The sequence below is a fragment of the Pedobacter sp. KH_004 genome (genome assembly GCF_057840755.1).
This window is the reverse complement of record NZ_CM174519.1, coordinates 3451363-3471537: the sequence shown is the minus strand read 5'-3', so window position 1 is coordinate 3471537 and position 20175 is coordinate 3451363. Positions and strand designations below refer to the sequence as shown.

The following is a 20175-nucleotide window of genomic DNA, read 5'->3' as shown; positions in this document are numbered from 1 at the left end:
TTTTGTTGTAAACTAATAACATGTATTACTTAGAAAGGTTTAGCATAGTTATTTAAGGAGTACGTATTTCTAGATCTTATCCAGTTTAAAATAGCCTAAATGGATCTCATCATCAGGAAGGGTAGCGTCTGGTATAATCTCAATATGGTATTTTTCTTTATGCTGCGGACTTAAAATATCCTCAACCCGGTAAATGTCATCAATGTCGATACCATATTTTTCATCAATATGGGAGTTAGCGCCTTTAACCGAATTAGTCTTGAAAAAAACAGTTTTTTTTGCGTCTTGAATGGCCGAGGCCCGATCATCTTGTACGCCAAGAACGATATAATGTTGTTCTTCTAACTTCCCGGATTGATAACCACCGAGGTTGATAAAAAATAGTTTATGCGGAGTGGATGAATTTTTAGCCGTTCGAGGTTTAACTTCAATTCGAAAACCGTCAACCTGGTTTACCTCACGCCAGCCGTCGATATGAATACTATTGCCAGCCTCAGGCCAAAATGCTTTTATTTCTGGCACCAATTCTTTTAATGAGGTGGCAATGCCGAAGAAATAGTCGTGTTGCTCCACATTTCTTTTAGGCGCTTTTGAGCCCAACAGTAACATATATAACTTGGGATTTCCGTTTTCTGATAACTGATTGTTCATATTGCTAAATTATATTGACTATAACCAGCAAACCCTGTTATCGTTTTAGGAAATACTATTTTATCAATATAGATTACTTAACTGTTTTGATTTGGTTGATCTCTAATTTCAAATCTTTAATCTGTTCTTGTGCCTGTCTGTTTTCGAGATAAAAGTAAATCGCGAAGCCTAAAAATATCTTGCCTAAAACAAAAACAGCCGCGAAAACCCAACGCCAGGCTATGCTGATGCGCATCTGGTTCGATTCGGACTCAACTTCTATATAGCGGTCTTGCTTAACTTTTTCTTGTTCCGCATGCTTAAATTTGCTTTCAGTTTCAGTATATAGCTTTAAATTCTGCTCGCGAAGTATAATCTCATTTACTTCTTGTTCAATTTTGGATAATACGTTGGCTGGAGGCGGAACAGCCATACTTTGCGCAAGGATTTCCATATCCATTTCTAACTTTGTTAACGCTTCGGCAAATTCTGGAAACTGTTTTTTTGCCCGCAAAACCTGCTGAATTTCATCGTCGGTAGCCACTCCCATAACATAGGTTTCCATTAGGCCGCTATCTATCAATTGTTTAATTTCCACGAGCTTTCCTGATTTTATCTATTGATGATTTCAACTGGGTACGCAATATATTTTCACTCTTATTTAACAAATCTGCAAGTTGATTGATAGACTTTCCTTGATAATAAACCATTTGGAAGATATATTGCTCCTCCTCATCCAGCAGATTTAAATACTCATTATTCGTGGGATTACCGTTTAGTTTTTCATTATTTAGAGAAGAAAATTCGGGCAATTTAAATCTTGCAAATTGCCTTAACTGCAACCAGGAAGTAGGCTGGCCATTTGTTTCCAATACAAATGCAGAGATAATTTTAACTAAAATTTCTTCTGATCTTCGATGATCTTGAACCGTACCTCTTATAAAACCTAAAAGCATTCCAGCATACTTATCATATAACTGATGAATATCCTTCTGGTTACCTTTTGGGATGTTTATCGCAACTTCAGACATTTACTAACGGGAGTGATTAAATATAATTGCAAGATAAGCGCAAAAATTAGAAATGCTTTCAATTAATAAAAAATTAATCAGTTTTTCGTGATTTTTAGATGTTTTAAAGTCAGAATAAGTTAAATTTTAATTCCGTTTTAACTTGTGGGAAAAAATTTGTTCATTAATTTAGCCTCACCAATTTTTTATAGCGATGAGAATAGCAACCTACAATGTAAACGGCGTAAATGGGCGCTTACCAGTTTTATTAAAATGGCTCGAAGAAACGAAGCCTGATGTAGTTTGCTTACAAGAATTAAAAGCGCCTGATGAGAAATTTCCCGAAGAGGCTATCCTCGAAGCCGGCTATAACGCTATCTGGCATGGACAAAAAAGCTGGAATGGGGTGGCTATTTTATCTCGTGGACATGAAATAAAGGAGCTTAAACGGGGTTTGCCTGGTGATCCTGAAGATTTGCACAGTAGATATATTGAAGCCATGATCAATGGGGTTGTGGTAGGCTGCTTGTATTTGCCAAATGGAAATCCTGCGCCAGGGCCAAAATTTGACTATAAATTGGCTTGGTTTGAACGGTTAAAACTCCATGCAGCGAAACTCTTAGAATTTAATTTACCCGTAGTGCTTGCAGGAGATTACAATGTGATGCCGACTGAATTGGACGTTTATAAACCCGAACGATGGGTTGATGATGCACTTTTCAGGCCAGAAGTGCGTGAAGCTTTCCATAACTTGGTAGCACAGGGTTGGACAGACGCCATTAGAAAGCTCTATCCCAAAGATGTGATCTATACATTTTTCGATTATTTCAGAAATGCCTACGGCCGTAACGCCGGTTTACGCATTGATCATTTTCTTCTGAGTCCACAATTAGAAAGTAAACTTTTAAGTGCGGGAGTAGATAAGCATGTTGGGGGCTGGGAAAAAACAAGCGATCACTGCCCGGTATGGATCGAAATTAGTGATGTAGAAAAATAAGCGTCTGCAAAGTAGCTTTCCGAATTTTTGAGCTTGTTAAAATTGATTAATTAACAAACTTAAAAGTTCAAATTTTATGCGGGCATCAAACGCTAGTGCCTCGAGATAGTTGGTTCCCAACAACCGCAAGAAATATTTACTATCTGAGAAATTTAAACAGCGACTAAACTTTTCTAAAATCTTTTCAAAATTTGGCTACCTTTGCCATGCTTTTGGTTTCCGGTTAACACCCGGAATTAAAAGGGAATTTGGTGTAAATCCAAAACTGTCCCGCAGCTGTAAGCTCCATTAACGGATTTTCTATTCTTTAAGCCACTGCCCGGATTTCGAGGTGGGAAGGCAAGAAAACCGGGAGTAAGTCAGAAGACCTGCCTCTTGCAATATTTCATAGCTTTCGGGGATTGAAGCTAGAGATGAGGTACTTTCGGTATTCCGTATTTTCATTTCTTGTAATTCTGTTTGCTGTGGGGATTAAACTCACAACAAAATGTTTAGGTTTCTACATGCCTTCAACGGCATCAAGTATTATCTTTTCCTACCGTTCATTTTCTGGACAGGCATTCTTATGCCTCAATCTGCTCTTGCTCAAACTGACTCGTTAAAGGCAAATATTTTAAAAGAGGTCGAGATTCGGCACCAGCGAAAATTACTATCAAATATTTCCCCAACACCCTTGCAAATATTAAGCGGAACGGCATTAAGAAAATTAAATGCGCTCTCTGTTGCTGATGCCATCAGATACTTTTCTGGAGTACAATTAAAAGATTACGGTGGCATTGGCGGCTTAAAAACCATTAACGTTCGCAGCATGGGTAGCAACCATACAGCGGTTTTTTATGATGGGATACAATTAGGAAATGCACAAAACGGGCAGGTAGATTTGGGTAAATATTCTTTGGATAACCTCGAAGAAGTTTCGCTTTACAGCGGTCAGAAAAGTGACATGCTAATGCCAGCAAAAGCATTCGCATCTGCCAGTTCGCTTTATTTAAAAACGCAAAGTCCTGTATTCGATATTGGCCAGCGCCGAGGTTTAAAGTTAAGTTTAAAGGGCGGCTCCTTTGGCTTGTTCGATCCATCGGTTGTTTTTCATCAACGTTTAACCGACCGTTTATCGTTAAGCCTAAACGCAGAGTTGATTCATGCGGATGGAAAATACAAATATCGGTACACCAATAGTGTTTATGATACTACAGTAGTAAGGCATAACGGTGATATTGTTGCCAAAAGATTTGAAGCATCCGTGTTTGGTAATACCGCCGATAGCAGCAAATGGCAACTAAGGATTTATAATTACAATAGCGAGAGGGGTTTGCCCGGCGCTATTGTGGCCAATAAGTTTGATTTTAGCCAGCGTCAATGGGATGATAATTTCTTTGTTCAATCCTCCTATCAAAGCAAAACAGATCAAAGATTTCAATTCCTGGCAAATGCAAAATATGCTTACGATTTTATCCGGTATCTGGATCCGGAGCGGGTTTCACTCTTTGGCGCTTTAGATAATCGTTATGCCCAGCAAGAAATATACTTCTCGTTAGCCAATCAATATCAGATTCTTAAATTTTGGGATATTTCCTTATCAACCGATTACAGTTATCAGCAGTTAGATGCCAATCTGGAAAACTTTGCCTATCCTAAAAGGCAGACTGCTTTAATCGCTCTTGCTTCAAAATTAAACTGGCAACGCCTCAGTATCCAAGGTAACGTGTTGGCAACGTTGGTTAATGATCAGGTGAAAACCAATTTCTCAGCTGGCGATAAAACAGAATATACACCCACAATTATGGCTTCGTGGCAGCCTTTTAAAAACAACGATTTCCGACTAAGGGCTTTTTACAAATCTATTTTTAGGATGCCAACCTTTAATGATTTGTACTACACGCTGATTGGGAACAGTAATTTGAGTCCTGAATATACCAAGCAATACGATTTAGGTTTCACTTATTCCAGGTTTTTTGAGGCCGTTAAACTCACTCAAGTTTCTATCCAAACAGATATTTATTACAACACCGTACGCGATAAAATTATTGCCATTCCTACGCTCAGTCCCTTCAGGTGGAGCATGGTTAACCTTGGTAAAGTAGAAATCAAAGGTTTGGAAACCAACATCCAAAGCAACTGGAATTTTAATGGTTTCGTTTTGAATACGAAATTTAATTATACCTATGAAAAGGCCATCGATATTACTAAGAACAGTACAGTTTACGGTCAGCAGATTCCTTACATCCCATTGAATAGCGGCGCGTTAATGCTGGGCTTAGACTATAAAAATATCAGTTTCAATTACAGTTACATCTACACCGGCGAACGTTATAGCCAAAAGGCAAACATCCCGGTAAACTATGTAGAGCCATGGTACACACATGATTTGGCTGTCAGGTTTGCTTTCGATTACGCAAAAGTAAATTATAGTATTGCTGCAGAAGTGAATAATGTATTTAATCAATACTACGATGTGGTACTCAATTACCCTATGCCTGGAAGAAATTTCAGGATCACACTCATCACCAAATTTAATTAACATAAAATGAAAAAATTGCTATCAATTAAAGTATTAACTGCAGTTTGCCTCACTACAATTTTGTGGTCTTGCAGGAAAGATAAAGGCGTTACCCCTGAAGAACAAACCCAACTTCCTGGGCAGGACATTACAGCTGTAAATGGGCTATATGTTTTAAACGAAGGAAATTGGGGTTCGAATAAAGCCTCAATAGATTATTATGATTATGCTACGGGCGTTTATAGGAAAAATATTTACGGGCAAGCAAACCCATTTGTAACATTAGGTTTGGGCGATGTAGGGAATGATATCAAAATTTATGGTTCTAAGCTTTATGTAATTGTAAATGGATCTGGAAAATTGGAAATCCTTGATGTTAAAACTGCAAAAAAATTAGCTCAGGTAGATATTCCGAACTGTAGGTATCTTACATTTTATAAAAACAAAGCATATGTAACTGCTTACGAGGGTTTTGTTGCTGTTGTTGATACGGCAACTTATAAATTGGATGCTAAAATTACAGTAGGACGTGAGCCAGAAGAGATGGCAGTTGTCGGCGATAGACTTTATGTAGCCAATTCTGGAGGTTATACCAGCAGCAATTACGAGCGAACTTTGTCTGTTGTTGATCTGGCAACCAATAAGGAAATCAAGCGCATTGATGTTGCCATCAACCTTCACCGTGTAAAAGCAGATCAATATGGTGATTTATATGTTACTTCCAGAGGAAATTATGGTGATATAAAATCGAATTTGTATGTGGTTGATACGAAGACGGAAGCGGTAAAAAAGAAGTTCGATATTGAAGCAAGCAATTTCGCAATTGATAAAGATTTTGCTTACATCATTAGCACCGCCTGGAGCAATGCAACCATGTCTAACATAATTTCTTATTCAAAAGTCAATGTGAAAGATGAAACCATTATTCCAGGCGGCTTCATTAGTGATGGCACTGAGAAAGAAATAGTAATGCCTTACGGAATTGCAGTTGATCCCATCTCATCTGGCGTTTACATCACCGATGCAAAGGACTATGTTACGCCAGGAACATTATATTCCATTGATAAAAATGGTAAAAAGAAGTTTTCTGTATCCACAGGAGATATTCCAGCTCACCTGGTTTTCTACACTAAATAATTTAATAATCAATATATAATAATGAAAATTAACAATTACCTAGTTGCAGTATTAATGGTTGCAACACTATTTTTCGGTTGCAAAAAAGATGCAGAAACTGCTCCTGATGGAAAAATGGGGATCACTGAAAATTCCCTCACTGGAAAAGTGAATGCGAAAACAGAACTATATGCAGTTTCGAATGACGGCAGAGGCTTTCAGCACGAATGGAAACTGGATGGAAAAATAGTAAGTACCGCTTATAATTTCGCTTTTACGCCCACTACTTCTGGCACATATGTTATCGAATACAAAGGTTATAATGGGGCAGGCAGTTTTTCGCATACCTATACGATTAGTGTTCCAGTGCCTGTAGTTGCGGCAACGCCAACCAGCAGCAAATTTATCAGTAAAGTTTTCGAGTATGCACCAGCACCTGGTCAGCACATTAACAATGCAAGTTTAGGCTCGCCAGAACAAGCGCAAAAATTGGTTGGAAGTACAAACAACATGGTTTCTTTGGGTGGTTTTGGCGGTTACATTATTTTCGGTTTCGATCATTCTGTTGTTAACCAAAACGGCTCAGATTTGGCCATTTACGGAAACCCTTTCGGTCCGCCGTATGCTTTTGCAGAGCCTGGTATTGTAATGGTAAGTCAGGATAAAAATGGTAATGGTTTGCCAGATGATGAATGGTTTGAACTGGCTGGAAGCGAGTACGAAAAGACAACTACTATTAAAAACTATGAAATTACTTACACCAACCCAAAAACTGCTGCAAATGTAGCTTGGACAGATAACCAAGGCAATAGTGGTGTTGTAAATAACAGTGCTAAACGCATCAATTTTTATCCTTTGTTTGCTTCCAATCAAGATAAGATTACCTTCAAAGGAACATTACTGCCGTCCACACTAAATACTTCGGGTATTGTTACCAATGCTGCCTTCGATTGGGGATACACCGATAGCTATTCAACTGGCGATGATTATAAAACCAAATTGTACAATAGTTTCGATATCGCTTGGGCGGTTGATGCCGCAGGTAAAAAGGTTAGCTTAAGTACAATTGATTTTGTTAAAGTTTACACAGCGCAAAATGTAAACGCTGGCATTCTTGGGGAAATATCTACCGACGTTAAGGGGGCAACCGACTTGAATATCAAGTAATTTTTTTACGTTTCTCATCAATGACAAGGCGCTGCTTATGGAAACATTTGTAGCGCTTTTGTTTTTACACGGAAACCAGTTATTTAGTTCTTTTCAAAGTATAATGATTTACTATTTTTACAACAGTCATTATATCATGAAAAAAAATAGCAGCTGCGATCTTCAAACTTGCTTTATGTGTAAGCACACTTTACCCGAGTGGCATGCAGCAATAAATAGCCACAAGCGAAATTTTATTGCCAAGAAAGGCGAGGAAATCATAAAAGAGGGTGATGCAGTTACTGGTGTTTACTTTGTAACATCTGGCAATGTGAAGGTGCATAAACAATGGGGAGATAAAGAGCTTATTCTGCGCTTTGCTAACAGCGGGGCCATTATTGGCCATCGTGGCATTAGTTCGAATCATTCGGCATACCCCATATCTGCTACCGCTTTAGAAACCACCTCGCTTTGTTTTGTTGATATTGATTTTTTTAAAAGCACGATAAGGGTTAATCATGATTTTGCCTATGCGTTACTCATGTTTTATGCTGATGAACTTCAAGCGTCAGAAAAGAAGATGAGAGATTTAGCACTCATGTCGGTAAAGGGGAGATTAGCCGTAGCTATCTTAAGCCTTCGCGATCAGTTTGGATTAAATGACAATGGTTTTTTAAATTTAACAATAAGTCGCCAAGATTTGGCGGCATTTACCGGTGCTACTTATGAAACCGTTTTTAGAACGATGAATGAATTGCTTGCCGAAAAACTTATTCATGTTCAAGATAAAATGATTGGTATTTTAGATGAAGCTAAACTACTGGATTTAAGTAATAGATAAGATAATTTTATGTTGGGACTTGTTTTATGTGGAGGCAAAAGTATACGCATGGGTACCGACAAAGCTTTGTTGAGCCATCAGGATAAACTATGGGCACAATTAACCAAAGAGAAACTTATTTCAATTGGTTTAAATGTAAAATTTTCGGTCAATGCTGATCAACAAAAAAAGTATGTAGCTTATTTTAATGGGGAGCAGCTTATTGTTGATCATGCCATGTTGGATATTCAAGGGCCACTGTTGGGCATTTTATCCACACATTTAGAAAATCCAACAGCCGATTTATTTCTTTTGGCCTGCGATTTATTGTTAATGGAACCCCGTGTTTTAGATAAGGTGATGAAAGCTTATACAGCTGATCATTCTTTTGAAGCCTATGTTTTTCAAAAGGACGGTGAGAGAGAGCCATTATGTGGCATTTACAGTGCTGCCGGTTTGCAGAAAGTATTGCATATGTTGCAAACAGGCACATTAACCAGGCACAGCATGAAATTTGTACTTTCTCAATTAAAAGTTTTTGAAATTAAAGTGGAGCATAATGACTATCACTGCTTCGATAATTTTAATTCGCATGCAGAAATAAACGGGTTATAATGTTTGTAACGCAGCCTGATTAATTTTTGAAAAATTGCTTTTTTCTCCATCACAAAGTACACAACAATAATCTTCGGGTAGGTTTATAAATTTTCTTCCGGGCGGAATGTTATTTTGGATTTCGCCAATTTCCTCATCATAAATGGTTAAGCAACTGTTGCACTGGTAAAAGAAGCTAGCGGCTGCTTGTTTGCTTTCTTCAGCCTTTGGCTGGATCATTTTTTCAGGAGTATTCAGGGAAATTTGCCTGTGTTTATAAAACTTATAAATGGCTCGCCTAATTTGCTCGGGCAATATTGCTTTCGGATTACTGCGACTAAATATTTCTCCGGTACGCTCGTTGGGGTTGAAACCTTCTGCGCAAAGGATATCATATACCGGGAATAATCTTAAAAAAAGAAGGTTTAATAAATAACGTTTCCGGATTAATATGCTGCTAAAAATTTCACTTTTTTTGCGGGTTTTTATGCCAAAACAAATTCCAAATGTGCGGGTATCGTTTATGCTTAAATGCCTTACCAAATAGTTTTTCAGCTCAAGGCCTTCAATGCAGTTATCTTCTACCTGGAAATTAAGTTCATTAGCCGCATGCCGTATATTCAGCTCAAATTCCTCCAGTAAATTGTTCCAATTTAATTTATCACTTTCTTCAATTCCCTTTATCATAATCGTTTTCCAGGAGGTACAGCACAACTGTCCAAGTTTGGTATCCAGGCATAGTTTGCATAATTTTTTCAAAAAAGCAATGCTGAATAACTCATCTCTACGGTAAATCCCCAACCAGTATTTGTTATTGTAACGATTTAAGCCTTCATAATAGGGTAGGTTAAAATTGGATAAAATCACAGGCTGTTCGGCTATTTTTAAAACGAAGTTATCCTCGTCCAGCAAATCAAAAAGATCTTCTCCTTTGGCCATTTCATTGTCGATAAAGAGTGATGGATGGGCCATGATAATTTTTTCTATTGCTTTGGTAAGCTTAGCAATTTGTGTGGTATAACCCAGTTTTTTCCATTCATAAATTACGTTGGTTTTAGGGAAACGGATAATCAAATGCCAATAATGTTCTGCCTGTACAGAGGCTACCCAGTTAATGTTACCCGTAAGCATAGGGGTAAAGCTCTGATTGCCATCGCAAATATTCACTTTAACACGGGGCTTAAAATCAATATCATCTAAAATATCTTTATAAACACCACCGGTTACCCAGGTATTTCTAATGAATATTTCTTCAGCAGGATAGGAGCTAATAATGTTCGGAAATTGGTTTTTGCCAACCTCGTACTCAATACCAATCATATCCAGTTCGCCGGTAAATGTTGCCAAATTATACGTCGCTGCATCAACCAACAGCTGTTGCCGAAGGCCAAAACGTACAAATGAGATCTTGACTTTCGTTGCAGCAACCAGAATATTATACAGGTTGCCCGGAGAAATTATTCCGCCCGGAAAGTTGATGATAACTGTTTGATCCATCTCTACTGGTTTATAAGTCCGAATTCTACCATGGCCTTCGGGAAATTCTTATTCTCGTGCCCCGGTCTACAGAGTTTTAAAAGTGCAAACCGTTGGATGTCTGTTAAAACGTGCCATTGAGATATGGAAATTTCAAGCTTATCTTCACTTAATTTTTCTTCGAGTATTTTCGGAATTTCAGTTGAGTTTTGCCAGGCTGGCTGATTATCTACTGGAATGGAGGTAGCTTCTTTTCCGGTATGCTTCGTAATTAACCGGATCAGATTTTTTCGATAATATTTAATTTCTTCAGAGGATGAAGTTGGCAGCAAAGCCAGTTCCACCCGCTCAGCTGGATGGAATCTTCTCCATTCGCCGAGTTTGAGTTTAATGCCTGCCAAATCCATTTTAAAGCGAACCACCATCGGGATGCAACGAATATTTTCTTCCATAAAATCTTCTTCAAAATCGAAATATTCGATGCCCTGTAGGTGTTTAAATTCTGAGGGCCTTGTTATTACATTCATCATCATTAAAATTTATGCTAAAATAACTTCAGGTATGGTTTTCGGTATGTTTACAAAAGAATCTAAAATAGCCTTTACTTCTGGCCTGCAACTGCCACAGCCCATACCAGCACCGGTAAGTTGGCACAATTGCAGATGATCTTTGCATCCATCTTTTATCTTGTTAATCAAATTGCCTTCACCAACATTATTACAGCTGCAAACTGTTTTGCCAATAATGGATTCTGCTGTTTTTCCACTTCTTAAAAGCTGAAGTCTTTTTTCGCTCAGCTCCATCTTATTTTCGATAAGATTTTTAAACTCCAAAAATTCGCTTTTATCTCCAATTAAGATTGCGCCAACCAATTTATCATTCTGTACAATACACTTTTTATAGTAACGTTTTGCCTTATCAATAAAAATAATTTCCTCAAAAGTTGGGTCATTGCCAGGTATTTCGGCCAGGCCCAAAGAGCATAATTCCAGGCTATGCATCTTTAAAATATTCATTAACAAACTGCCCTGATAAAATTTAGCAATATCACCGCAAAGGTATCTTGCTACGATTTCGGCCTGCTGCTCTGCCGCTGCGGTGATGCCATACATTTGCCCATCAAATTCGGCTATCTCACCAACGGCGTAAATGTTCTCTTCACTCGTTCTCAAGTACTCGTCTACAACAACGCCTCTTTTGTAATCAATACCCGCATTCTTAACCAATTCAACATTGGGAACGGTTCCTATGGCAATAATCAACGATTCGCAATCGATCATCAATCCGCCTTTTAAACGCACCCCTGAAACATTCCTTTCTCCGATTACCCTTTCAATTTCATCGTTATAAAAGATTTCAATACCCTTGCTGATCAGTTCTTCATGAAGCAGCTCACTGCCTGTTGCATCTAACTGGCGCCCCATTAACCTTGAAATTCTTTGAATAATAGCCACCTGCGAGCCTTTCTCTGCCAGTGAAGCGGCCATTTCAATACCCAGCAAACCTCCACCAACAATCACCACTTTTCCTCTTGCTACATGGGCATGTTGCGTAAAACGGTCTGCATCATTGCGGCTTCTCACGGTAAAAATTCCGTTTAACTGCGGAAGGTCTTTCAACATAAAGGCCCTGCTTCCGGTAGCTAAAAGCAACACATCGTAATAATGAATTTGGCCATTGCTATCTACAACAGTTTTTGCAGCTTTATTAATTTTTTCTATGCCTACTCCGCGGTGTAGTTTAATGCGAAGATCAATTTCTTCATTATCGGTCATTTTAACCAGGTTGTGCCAGGGCAATGTGCCAGTAATGTAATCGGGCAACAAAACCCGATTGTAGAATGGCAAATTTTCCCTGCTAAAAATTGCAATATCGTCTTCAGCATTTAGTTCCCGGTAGCTTTTTACGAAACCGCAAGCGCCTGCACCCGCACCTACTACAATAATTTTTTGCTGCTGTTTTTGATAACGTCTTACCTCGACGGCAGTATATTTGAAATCGGGTTCCTTACTTAATGGGTCTATAAGATTATGGGTAACATTATTTGCCCGGTTTAAATCGTTTTTTAAAATTTTGCCCCAGTGCATAGGCATAAAAACCACGCCTTCTTTAATATCGTCAGAGAGTTTTGCTTTCAATCTTACATTTCCCCTCAAACTGTTCATTTCTACTACATCATTGTTTTTGATCTTTCTTTTTTCCGCATCTGCGGGATGAATTTCTAAAAACGATTCGCTGATATGTTGGTTGAGTTTGTTTACTTTTCCAGTTTTGCTTCGGGTATGCCATTGGTCTCTTATTCTGCCTGTGGTTAAAATAAGAGGATGTTCGGGCGTAAGCGCTTCCGATTGATTCTCATCATTAAAAGAAACAATATTGGCCTTTTTATCGGCTGTGTAGAACTGATGATCTGTAAATAACCTGGCAGTTCCAAAGGTTTTGCCGTCTTTTGGGTATGGCCACTGAACAGCTCTTTTCGCTTTTAGGATAGCATAATTTAACCCGCTGATATCGATGTTAGTGCCCGCTGTAAGTGCAGCATGTTCATTGTAAATTGCAGCAGAATCTTTAAAAGAGAAGCCTTTGAAACCCATTTTTTCTGCAAAGCGACAGATGATTTCTGCGTCAGGCAGTGCTTCACCAGGAGCTTCTAAAACTTTGCTCAAGTGAGAGATGTATCGACCAGCATTGGTCATTGTGCCTTCTTTTTCGGCCCATGCTGCGGCGGGCAAAACTACATCTGCATATTCCAAGGTTTCTATTTTGTTGCTGATGTCTTGTACGACTACGAATTTCGCTCTTTTAAGTCCTTCTTCCGCTTTACGTACATCTGGAAGGCTAATTAATGGGTTCGTGCACAAAATCCATATTGCTTTCAGCTTTCCGGTATTCAGTTCATCAAACATTTCTGTTGCAGTTAACCCAGGTTTTGCCTGGATACTTCCTAAAGGGATTTGCCAGAATTTTTCTACTTCATTGCGATGGTTTTTATTAGCCAGATTTCGATGAGCAGGCAAAAGGTTACTCAAGCCGCCAACTTCTCTACCGCCCATGGCATTGGGTTGCCCGGTTAGGGAAAAAGGACCACTTCCAGGTTTACCGATGTGGCCGGTAATCAGGTTGAGATTAATGAGCGATAAGTTTTTGTTTGTACCCACCACACTTTGGTTAAGGCCCATGGTCCACATGGCAATAAAACCTTTCGCATTGCCGATGTAGGAGGCTGCCAAACGAATATCGCTTTCTTCAAGTCCACAAATTAATGCCGCCTGTGCCAGGGAAGTCTCGAAGACAGTGGTTCGATAGGCTTCAAATCCATTGGTATGTGAAGAGATAAATTCTTGATCTATTTTTCCGTTTTCTATTAAACATCTCCCCAAGGCGTGATGCAAGGTAATATCCGTACCTGGATTTACCTGTAAATGAACATCGGCAAGCGCACAGGTTTGCGTTTTCCTGGGATCACTCACGATAATTTTCAGGTTTGGATTTTTTTCTTTTGCGGCCTCTACCCGGCGCCATAAAATAGGATGGCACCAGGCAGGGTTTGCACCAGCCACGAAAATACAATCGGCAATTTCAATATCATCATAACTAATGGGTACGGTATCTTCGCCCAAACTCATCTTGTAACCCACAACTGCACTGCTCATACATAAACGGCTATTGGTATCGATGTTATTACTGCCGATAAAACCTTTAATTAATTTATTAACAACATAATATTCTTCCGTTAAACATTGGCCACTGGCATAAAACGCAACACTATCAGGCCCATGTTTAGCAATTAACGCCTTAAAAACCATCGCTGTGCGCTCCAAAGCAGTATCCCAGCTTACGCGTTGTAAGGGCATACTTTTATGGTATCGCATAGCGGGATAAAGCAATCTATCGCTCTTATCATTCGCAGTGTAATGCAAATTCATCCCTTTGCTACATAACATTCCTTTATTTACCGGATGATCTTTATCTCCCTCAACTGTAATCCGTTGTTGGTTATCCTTGCCAAGCACAATACCGCAGCCAACCCCGCAATAGCAGCAGGTAGTGGTGTTGTTATCGGGAATGTTCGATTTCTCTTTCAATTGCTAAGCCTCAAATAATGGATTATAAATTTAATTTCCTGCAGCGAGTATCATGGTTTCTACTGTAGATTTCTTTTTTGCCATCACTGTTCGGAAAATGAACACAGCGATACCAATTACGAGAATGATATAGCCAAGAAGCGTAAATGCTGAAGTATAATCGATTAAATCTTTTTGAATGGTTTGCCCGTTTTGGATAACATTTTTGGTTAAGTGGCTGGCTTCCGATTTAAACAGGAAAGCGATCAGCATGGCGCCAATGTTTCCGCCGGCACCAACAATGCCAGCAACACTGCCAACTGCCACTGGATTGATGAAGGGAACCAAGCTGTAGGTGGCGCCATTGGCCATTTTCAAGCTCAAACCGAAAACAAACATCATAATGATAGCCATTCCGATGTCGCCAGATTTAGCAAACCAGATTAAACCGATTCCTTCAATAAGTAAAAGCACCGATAACAGAAGTGTTTTCCCGTCAAAACCCCATATTTTACCAATTTTATCAGCGAAAATGCCACCTAATGGTCTGGCAAAAATGTTAATCCATCCAAAAATTCCTGCTACTAAACCGGCAATGGCAATGGTGGCTCCGAAAGAATCAGTAAAAAAGATTGGCGCAAAATTATCAACCGTTATTTCCACACCAAAACAGGCGGCGTAAGCAATGGTTAAAATCCAGGTGCGGTAATCTTTTGCAGCGATTAAAAATGTGTTTTTACTGGTTTTTATGATTTCGTCTTTAAGATTTTTATAATCCCCCTGTGGACTATCCTGTGTATATCGATGATATAAAAATGCGCATACTAATAGCATTATCCCAGGGAAAATCATGGCATAACGCCAACTATCTGCTGAGCTACAAAAACCTAAAGCAGTTAAGGCTGATGCAAGTAATGGCATAAATACGTTAGCAGCTCCACCACCAGCATTACCAAAACCTCCTGCAGTAGCGTTTGCTGTCCCTTTAACGTTTGGCGCAAACATGATAGAGGTATGGAATTGGGTAATGACGAATGATGCGCCTATAACGCCAATGGCTAACCGGAAAAGTAAGAAAGAAGTGTAAGATTGGCTAGTGCCGATTAAGAGGACCGGAATGGCACAAAGCACTAAGAGCCACGTGTATATAATTTTCGGTCCAAATTTATCGATTAACCTGCCAATTAATAAACGGGCGACAATGGTTGCAGATACGGATGCAATTTGAATGTTGCCAACCTCATCTTTGGTGAGGTGTAGTTGTTCTCTTGCTATTTTCATTAATGGTGCCATCCCGAACCATGCAAAAAAGCAAAAGAAGAAGGTGAGCCAGGTAATATGAAAGGTTTTCATCTGTACTCCTTTCAACGAAAAGATATTAAGTTTCTCTAGGGGTTTATTTATAGTTTGAGCTGTCATAAGGGTCTAGATTTAATTCGTTCTTATTAAAATTTATAGCCGATTCCGGCACCAACATTCCATTCGCCATCTTTTACAGCCGTTTTTGCATTATAATATAAGGGCACCTGAATGGCCAGATGATGAAAAACTGCGGTAAGGCCGAAGCCCAGATTGGGAGTAAGCAAACTATTTTTTGGTGCTCCCGGATTTACTTTATCTTCTTTGATTCTTAAACTCGGCAGCAATCCTGCTGCTATGGAATAGGGTTTCTTAACAAATTTAATATTCGGCCCCACGCAATTGATATAAGCGCTTTTATCTACATATCCGGCTACGATTATCCCATCAAATAGTGCTAATTTGGTTTGAGCTTTACCCTGAAATGAAAGCATAGCTATGGCCAGGCAGCTTAAAAAAGCCACATATTTCTTAATTTTCATTATCTATTTTTTGCTTTAATAGTGTTTACAAATGATGATTTTGTGGTTCATCTAAGTTAACCGCGATATATACAGTTCCATCTTCAATTTTTACAGGATAAGTTTTTATGGCGCATTCATCGCCACTTAAACATTCGCCTGTTTTTAGTGAAAAGTTCATTTTATGAAAAGGGCATGCTACTTTAGGTTCGTCTGTAATGGTTCCAATCATGCCTCGGCTTAAAGCCATTTGTTTTTTGTGCGGGCATTCATTCTGCGTGGCATACCACTCGTTTCTTCTGGTAAAATAGAAGAGTGCAATTTGCTCCTCTCCATATTTTACGCACACACCTCCATTTTCCACTGCATCCTCCACACGGCATGCAGCTAACCAATTAGTTGTTGTTTCTGTCATAATCTTTAGTTTAGGGTTGATGATTTGTTGGTTGATTATATTTGGTTAGACTTTTTTCCATTCAGGAGTTTTTTTCTGCCCACGCATCTCTACAAACTCAATCGTTGGGTCTTTATCCTCTGGTGCATTAACGAAGTGAGAAAAACGCTTTCTAATAGCTGGATTCTCCACCGCTTCTTTCCATTCACACTGGTAGGTTGAAACCAGATTTTCTATTTCTGCTTCCCATTTTTCAGCCATTCCCAGGCTATCGTTGATAACAACATTGCGTAAATATTCCATTCCGCCTTCCATTTTGTTTAACCAGGTTGCTGTTCTGGTTAATGGATCGGCTGTCCGGATGTAAAACATCAAAAAGCGATCGATATATTTTATGCAGGTATCGCTGTCCAAATCGGCAGCCAACAATAAAGCATGTTGCGGTTTGCTTCCGCCATTTCCGCAAACGTAGAGGTTCCAGCCTTTTTCTGTCGCGATGATTCCAAAATCCTTGCTTTGGGCTTCTGCACATTCTCTAATGCAACCGCTTACGGCCGATTTAAATTTATGCGGCGCTCTGATTCCGCGGTATCTCTCTTCAATTCTAATGGCAAAACTGACACTGTCGTGTAAGCCAAACCGGCACCAGGTGCTTCCAACACAGCTTTTTACGGTACGCAGTCCTTTGCCGTAAGCATGTCCGCTTTCGAAACCAGCGGCAATCAGTTCCTCCCAAATGATTGGAAGATCATTCAGGTGAGCGCCAAACATATCGATTCTTTGTCCACCCGTTATTTTGGTGTACAGGTTGTATTTTTTAGCTACTTCGCCAATAACAATTAATTTATCAGGTGTAATTTCCCCGCCTGGAACGCGTGGTACTACCGAATATGATCCGCCTTTTTGAATGTTGGCCAGGAAACGATCGTTACTATCTTGTGCAGTGTCATTTCCTTTTTTAAGGATCATTTCATTCCAAAGGCTAGCCAATAGCGATGAAACCAATGGTTTACAAACCTCACAACCATCAGATTGACCAAATTCATTCAATACATCATCATAATTTTTTAAATTATGGATGTGAATCAGGTCGTAAAGCTCTTGTCGGCTGTAGTTAAAATGTTCGCAGATTACATTCCTTACATATTTACCTTGTGCTTTTAAGGTGTGAAGCATTAAATCTTTAACCATCGGCATGCAACCACCACAGCCTGTTCCTGCTTTGGTACATTTTTTTATGTCATCTAAAGTTTCGCAGCCCTGATCGATTATTGAACTGCAGATCCCCCCTTTTGTTACGCCCTCACAACTGCAAATTAAAGCTGCATCTGGTAAGCTTTCAATCCCTGCGCCAACTTGCTCTCCACCGCGGCTACCCAATATTAATTCTTCAGGATCTGCAGGTAACAAGATTTGGTTAACACTGGTTTGCAACAGCATATTATATGCTGTTGCGTCGCCAATTAAAATACCTCCTAAAAGGTATTGCCCGTCATTACTAATGTTTATTCTTTTATAAATTCCTTTGTGTTTATTTTCAAAAACAATGGTTCTGCAATCTGGCTCATTAATAAAAGGATCGCCGAAACTGGCTACATCAATGCCGATTAATTTAAGTTTGGTGCTCATATCAAAGCTTTTAAATGATTTCGATTGAGCACATAGATTAGAAGCCAGCACTTCAGCCATTTCGTAACCTGGAGCTACAAGTCCATAAATCATTTCTTCGAACAGAGCACATTCCCCGATGGCGAAAATGCAGGGATCATTGGTTTGCATTTCGGCATCCACTATAATTCCCCCTCTTGGTCCCACATCTATTCCACACTTTCTAGCTAACTCATCCCTGGGTTTAATCCCGGCAGAAATAACCAATATATCGGTGGCCAGTTCACTACCATCGCTAAATTTTAATCCGCCAATATTAGTTTCGCCTTCAATGCTGCTGGTGTTTTTGTTCAAGTAGATCTGAAGGCCCAAATCTGCTAACATCGATTTCAACATTTCACTTCCGGCCATGTCGATTTGTCTTGGCATCAATCGCGGTGCAAATTCAATAATGCTGGTTTCCTCAATTCCTAAATCAATTAAAGCTTTTGCGGCTTCGAGGCCTAGTAGGCCGCCACCAATTACCGAAGCTTTTTTTGCGTTTTTGGCGTAGCCGGCGATAAGATCAAGATCATCAATGGTGCGGTAAACAAAAACACCCTCTTTCTCTATGCCTTTTATATGAGGTACAAATGCAGAAGAGCCCGTGGCGAAAACCAAAAAATCGTAACGATAAACTTCGCCAGTTGAGGTGGAAACTGTTTTCGCCGCTCTATCTACCTCGACAACGGGATTGTTAAGGTGTAAATCAATTTCCTGTTCTTCATACCAACTGGCCGTAGACATAGAAAGGTCTTCTGCTGTTTTACCGTTAAAATACTCACTTAAATGAACACGGTCGTAAGCCCTGTGCGGCTCTTCTCCAAAAATAATTAGTTTGAACGAATCTGATTTGGATTTAAGTTTGTCACAGAACTTATATCCAACCATTCCATTTCCGATTATAATTATCTTTAATTTATTCATGATTTAAGGTGATTTTAGTTTATTGATGATTTTAGGGGTTAGTTTTTGTAAATTTTATGTTCAAACAGTTCTATTCGGCATATAAATTCTTAATTAACTATAAAATTTCATGTACATTTTGTAATTAATATGATTTTTGATATTCAAATATAGATTTTTTTTGGTTAAAAGTTTATTAAATATGATTTTTGTCATAAAATTTTGTGATTTTTAATAATTTATCATCACTTTTATATCTTAATAATTAAATCATTTAAAATAATAGACAAAAAAATGGCTGAATTTGGACTTTTTATAATGGGTGCAGGTCCTGGTGACCCAGAATTATTGACAATGAAAGCATATAATGTGCTCAAAAGGGCAGAAGTTGTGCTTTATGATAATTTAAGTAATCAAAAATTGCTTGAAATTGCGCCCAAAGGCTGCGAAATGGTGTACGTGGGTAAAAAACCTTATGAAAAATGTACGCCTCAAGAAAAAATTAACGAATTAATTGTTAAATACGCCAAACTAAAGCGAGTTGTGGTGAGGTTAAAAGGTGGCGACCCTTTTATATTCGGTAGAGGTTTTGAAGAAACTTTGTATGCTGAAGCACATGGGATCAAATCGCATTACATACCAGGAATTAGTAGCATGCAGGGCTCAGGTTTTATTGATGTGCCTTTAACCCACCGCGGAATTAGTGAGAGTGTTTGGATTATTACCGCCACAAAAAAAGATGGAAGCCTTTCTAAAGATTTGGCTTGTGCTATGAAAACCTCGGCTACCGTAGTGATTTATATGGGAATGAAAAAACTCGCTGAAATTTCTGCGGCATATAAGTTAGCCGGTTTAGGATCAACACCTGCGGCAATTATTCAGCATGCTACATTGCCTCATCAAAAACAAGGAACTTGTGAAATTAAAGATATTCAGGAAATGGCGCTGAAAGAAGGGTTATCTTATCCAGCCATTATTGTAATAGGTGATGTAGTAAAGGTTAGGGAAATTGTGTCATCACAACAATATTTTAAACAGGCAGTTGCGGTATAAAT

At 38.9% G+C, this 20175-nt stretch carries 17 protein-coding genes and 1 riboswitch; of the genes, 7 read left to right on the top strand and 10 right to left on the bottom strand.

Going from position 1 to position 20175, the window contains the following annotated elements:
* Nucleotides 1-69: 69 nt before the first annotated feature.
* The 3 genes from AC3ITD_RS14775 to AC3ITD_RS14765 all read right to left on the bottom strand — a co-directional run bounded on the left by AC3ITD_RS14775 (nucleotide 70) and on the right by AC3ITD_RS14765 (nucleotide 1661).
* Nucleotides 70-651 (bottom strand): DUF1543 domain-containing protein, encoded by a 582-nt coding sequence (locus AC3ITD_RS14775; protein ID WP_265799032.1) that lies wholly within the window; start codon nucleotides 649-651, stop codon nucleotides 70-72.
* Nucleotides 652-724: 73 nt separating this feature from the next.
* On the bottom strand, nucleotides 725-1228 hold the full coding sequence (locus AC3ITD_RS14770; protein WP_489360879.1) for a hypothetical protein: 504 nt from the start codon (nucleotides 1226-1228) through the stop codon (nucleotides 725-727).
* A complete protein-coding gene (locus tag AC3ITD_RS14765) occupies nucleotides 1218-1661 on the bottom strand; it encodes an RNA polymerase sigma factor (RefSeq protein ID WP_265799030.1) in 444 nt (147 codons plus the stop codon). The genes AC3ITD_RS14770 and AC3ITD_RS14765 overlap by 11 nt, the downstream gene beginning before the upstream one ends.
* A gap of 193 nt (nucleotides 1662-1854) precedes the next feature.
* Here AC3ITD_RS14765 and xth point away from each other — a divergent pair, with 193 nt between their 5' ends.
* From xth to AC3ITD_RS14735, 6 genes are all read left to right on the top strand, one after another.
* Complete coding sequence (gene xth / locus AC3ITD_RS14760; protein ID WP_489360876.1) at nucleotides 1855-2637, top strand: exodeoxyribonuclease III; 783 nt, start codon at nucleotides 1855-1857, stop codon at nucleotides 2635-2637.
* A gap of 196 nt (nucleotides 2638-2833) precedes the next feature.
* Nucleotides 2834-3027, top strand: a riboswitch (cobalamin riboswitch).
* Nucleotides 3028-3124: 97 nt separating this feature from the next.
* Entirely contained in the window at nucleotides 3125-5158 is a 2034-nt protein-coding gene (locus AC3ITD_RS14755) for a TonB-dependent receptor plug domain-containing protein (RefSeq protein ID WP_489360874.1), read from the top strand.
* 6 nt (nucleotides 5159-5164) lie between these two features.
* Nucleotides 5165-6274, top strand: coding sequence for a YncE family protein (locus AC3ITD_RS14750; RefSeq protein WP_265799027.1), 1110 nt, complete (start codon nucleotides 5165-5167; stop codon nucleotides 6272-6274).
* A gap of 21 nt (nucleotides 6275-6295) precedes the next feature.
* Complete coding sequence (locus AC3ITD_RS14745) at nucleotides 6296-7420, top strand: PKD domain-containing protein (protein ID WP_489360871.1); 1125 nt, start codon at nucleotides 6296-6298, stop codon at nucleotides 7418-7420.
* Nucleotides 7421-7556: 136 nt separating this feature from the next.
* Nucleotides 7557-8240: a Crp/Fnr family transcriptional regulator gene (locus AC3ITD_RS14740; protein WP_489360869.1), complete on the top strand. Its 684-nt coding sequence runs from the start codon at nucleotides 7557-7559 to the stop codon at nucleotides 8238-8240.
* Between the two features lie 9 nt (nucleotides 8241-8249).
* Nucleotides 8250-8834, top strand: a complete 585-nt coding sequence (locus AC3ITD_RS14735) for an NTP transferase domain-containing protein (RefSeq protein WP_489360867.1) — start codon at nucleotides 8250-8252, stop codon at nucleotides 8832-8834.
* On the opposite strand, the gene AC3ITD_RS14730 is transcribed toward AC3ITD_RS14735, so the two are convergent.
* The 7 genes from AC3ITD_RS14730 to nirB all read right to left on the bottom strand — a co-directional run bounded on the left by AC3ITD_RS14730 (nucleotide 8829) and on the right by nirB (nucleotide 19141).
* Nucleotides 8829-10310: a rubredoxin gene (locus AC3ITD_RS14730; RefSeq protein WP_489360865.1), complete on the bottom strand. Its 1482-nt coding sequence runs from the start codon at nucleotides 10308-10310 to the stop codon at nucleotides 8829-8831. The genes AC3ITD_RS14735 and AC3ITD_RS14730 overlap by 6 nt on opposite strands.
* A gap of 2 nt (nucleotides 10311-10312) precedes the next feature.
* Complete coding sequence (locus tag AC3ITD_RS14725) at nucleotides 10313-10819, bottom strand: nitrate reductase associated protein (protein ID WP_489360863.1); 507 nt, start codon at nucleotides 10817-10819, stop codon at nucleotides 10313-10315.
* 9 nt (nucleotides 10820-10828) lie between these two features.
* Nucleotides 10829-14374: a molybdopterin-dependent oxidoreductase gene (locus AC3ITD_RS14720; protein WP_489360861.1), complete on the bottom strand. Its 3546-nt coding sequence runs from the start codon at nucleotides 14372-14374 to the stop codon at nucleotides 10829-10831.
* 30 nt (nucleotides 14375-14404) lie between these two features.
* Complete coding sequence (locus AC3ITD_RS14715) at nucleotides 14405-15706, bottom strand: MFS transporter (RefSeq protein WP_489360859.1); 1302 nt, start codon at nucleotides 15704-15706, stop codon at nucleotides 14405-14407.
* Between the two features lie 92 nt (nucleotides 15707-15798).
* A complete protein-coding gene (locus AC3ITD_RS14710) occupies nucleotides 15799-16194 on the bottom strand; it encodes a hypothetical protein (protein WP_489360857.1) in 396 nt (131 codons plus the stop codon).
* Nucleotides 16195-16219: 25 nt separating this feature from the next.
* Nucleotides 16220-16588: a nitrite reductase small subunit NirD gene (gene nirD / locus AC3ITD_RS14705; RefSeq protein WP_489360855.1), complete on the bottom strand. Its 369-nt coding sequence runs from the start codon at nucleotides 16586-16588 to the stop codon at nucleotides 16220-16222.
* Between the two features lie 45 nt (nucleotides 16589-16633).
* Nucleotides 16634-19141 (bottom strand): nitrite reductase large subunit NirB, encoded by a 2508-nt coding sequence (gene nirB / locus AC3ITD_RS14700; RefSeq protein WP_489360853.1) that lies wholly within the window; start codon nucleotides 19139-19141, stop codon nucleotides 16634-16636.
* Nucleotides 19142-19414: 273 nt separating this feature from the next.
* Between nirB and cobA the strand changes: the two genes are divergently transcribed.
* Nucleotides 19415-20173 (top strand): uroporphyrinogen-III C-methyltransferase, encoded by a 759-nt coding sequence (gene cobA / locus AC3ITD_RS14695; protein WP_489360851.1) that lies wholly within the window; start codon nucleotides 19415-19417, stop codon nucleotides 20171-20173.
* Nucleotides 20174-20175 lie beyond the last annotated feature (2 nt).

Coding starts and splice junctions, on each gene's coding strand:
- AC3ITD_RS14775 (WP_265799032.1), bottom strand. CDS start 651: ATGAACAATCAGTTATCAGAAAACGGAAATCCCAAGTTATATATGTTA.
- AC3ITD_RS14765 (WP_265799030.1), bottom strand. CDS start 1,661: ATGTCTGAAGTTGCGATAAACATCCCAAAAGGTAACCAGAAGGATATT.
- xth (WP_489360876.1), top strand. CDS start 1,855: ATGAGAATAGCAACCTACAATGTAAACGGCGTAAATGGGCGCTTACCA.
- AC3ITD_RS14755 (WP_489360874.1), top strand. CDS start 3,125: ATGTTTAGGTTTCTACATGCCTTCAACGGCATCAAGTATTATCTTTTC.
- AC3ITD_RS14750 (WP_265799027.1), top strand. CDS start 5,165: ATGAAAAAATTGCTATCAATTAAAGTATTAACTGCAGTTTGCCTCACT.
- AC3ITD_RS14745 (WP_489360871.1), top strand. CDS start 6,296: ATGAAAATTAACAATTACCTAGTTGCAGTATTAATGGTTGCAACACTA.
- AC3ITD_RS14740 (WP_489360869.1), top strand. CDS start 7,557: ATGAAAAAAAATAGCAGCTGCGATCTTCAAACTTGCTTTATGTGTAAG.
- AC3ITD_RS14735 (WP_489360867.1), top strand. CDS start 8,250: ATGTTGGGACTTGTTTTATGTGGAGGCAAAAGTATACGCATGGGTACC.
- AC3ITD_RS14730 (WP_489360865.1), bottom strand. CDS start 10,310: ATGGATCAAACAGTTATCATCAACTTTCCGGGCGGAATAATTTCTCCG.
- AC3ITD_RS14725 (WP_489360863.1), bottom strand. CDS start 10,819: ATGATGAATGTAATAACAAGGCCCTCAGAATTTAAACACCTACAGGGC.
- AC3ITD_RS14715 (WP_489360859.1), bottom strand. CDS start 15,706: ATGAAAACCTTTCATATTACCTGGCTCACCTTCTTCTTTTGCTTTTTT.
- AC3ITD_RS14710 (WP_489360857.1), bottom strand. CDS start 16,194: ATGAAAATTAAGAAATATGTGGCTTTTTTAAGCTGCCTGGCCATAGCT.
- nirD (WP_489360855.1), bottom strand. CDS start 16,588: ATGACAGAAACAACAACTAATTGGTTAGCTGCATGCCGTGTGGAGGAT.
- nirB (WP_489360853.1), bottom strand. CDS start 19,141: ATGAATAAATTAAAGATAATTATAATCGGAAATGGAATGGTTGGATAT.
- cobA (WP_489360851.1), top strand. CDS start 19,415: ATGGCTGAATTTGGACTTTTTATAATGGGTGCAGGTCCTGGTGACCCA.